General features: G+C 47.3%; 2 protein-coding genes. Both read left to right on the top strand.

Features of this window, described 5'->3' with window-relative positions; translation table 11 throughout:
- Positions 1-23 precede the first annotated feature (23 nt).
- Complete coding sequence (gene flgC / locus R7190_RS26210; protein WP_005464013.1) at positions 24-458, top strand: flagellar basal body rod protein FlgC; 435 nt, start codon at positions 24-26, stop codon at positions 456-458.
- Positions 458-904: flagellar hook capping FlgD N-terminal domain-containing protein (locus R7190_RS26205; RefSeq protein WP_318098200.1), on the top strand; the 447-nt coding region annotated here is incomplete at its 3' end. The genes flgC and R7190_RS26205, both read left to right, overlap by 1 nt.

Below are 904 nucleotides of genomic sequence, written 5' to 3'. Positions count from 1 at the left end.
AAAGCGATTGAGGGACGTTAATTATGTCATTCACTGATATTTATTCGATTACTGGCTCTGCGATGACGGCGCAAACCGTTCGCCTAAACACGGTTGCCAGTAACCTTGCGAACGCGGATGCGGTGTCTGCAAACCCAGATGATGCTTACAAAGCACTTAAACCTGTGTTCGCTACCGTGTATCAAAAAACGCAAATGACGACAGAAAACGGCATTTACCCAAATGCTGAAGTGCGTATTGTCGATGTGGTGCAAAACAAAGGTCAGGCGGAAAAACGCTTTGAGCCAAATAACCCACTCGCTAACGGCGAAGGTTATGTTTACTACCCAGACATCGACGTGGTTGCGGAAATGGCGGACATGATGTCAGCGACTCGCAGCTTCGAAACGAACGTGGAAGTGTTGGCAAATGTGAAAAGCATGCAGCAAGGCTTGCTTCGTTTAGGGCAGGGTAGCTAATGAGTCTTGCACAGTACACGGCATTATCGTCGGACGCTCCGGTTAAAGCGGCAGCAAAAGAAAACAGTGGCATTGCGCCAAACCCAACGGATAAGAACAGCGCGTCTTCACTTCAAAATGAGTTCATCTCTTTGATGGTGGCGCAAATTCAAAACCAAGATCCGTTAAACCCGTTAGATGGCACAGAATACGTCGGTCAGTTGGCGCAGTTCTCTCAAGTTCAAAGTACCGAGAACATGTCGAAGGTCATGCAAAACAGCATGGTGCTACTCGACAACATGCAAGTGCTATCGACCGCCGGTTTGGTTGGTCAAACGGTTTACGTGAATTCAAAAGAATTCGAACTGGGTGATGGTGCGCAAAACGGCAAAATCGAACTGAGTCATGGTTCAAACCAAGTGACTTTAGTTGTGAAAGATCAGTTCGGTCAGAAGACGAACGTACCA

It is taken from the genome of Vibrio sp. 1078-1 (genome assembly GCF_033340475.1).
The sequence above is the reverse complement of the archived record's forward strand: the minus strand, read 5'-3'. Positions and strand labels throughout refer to the sequence as shown.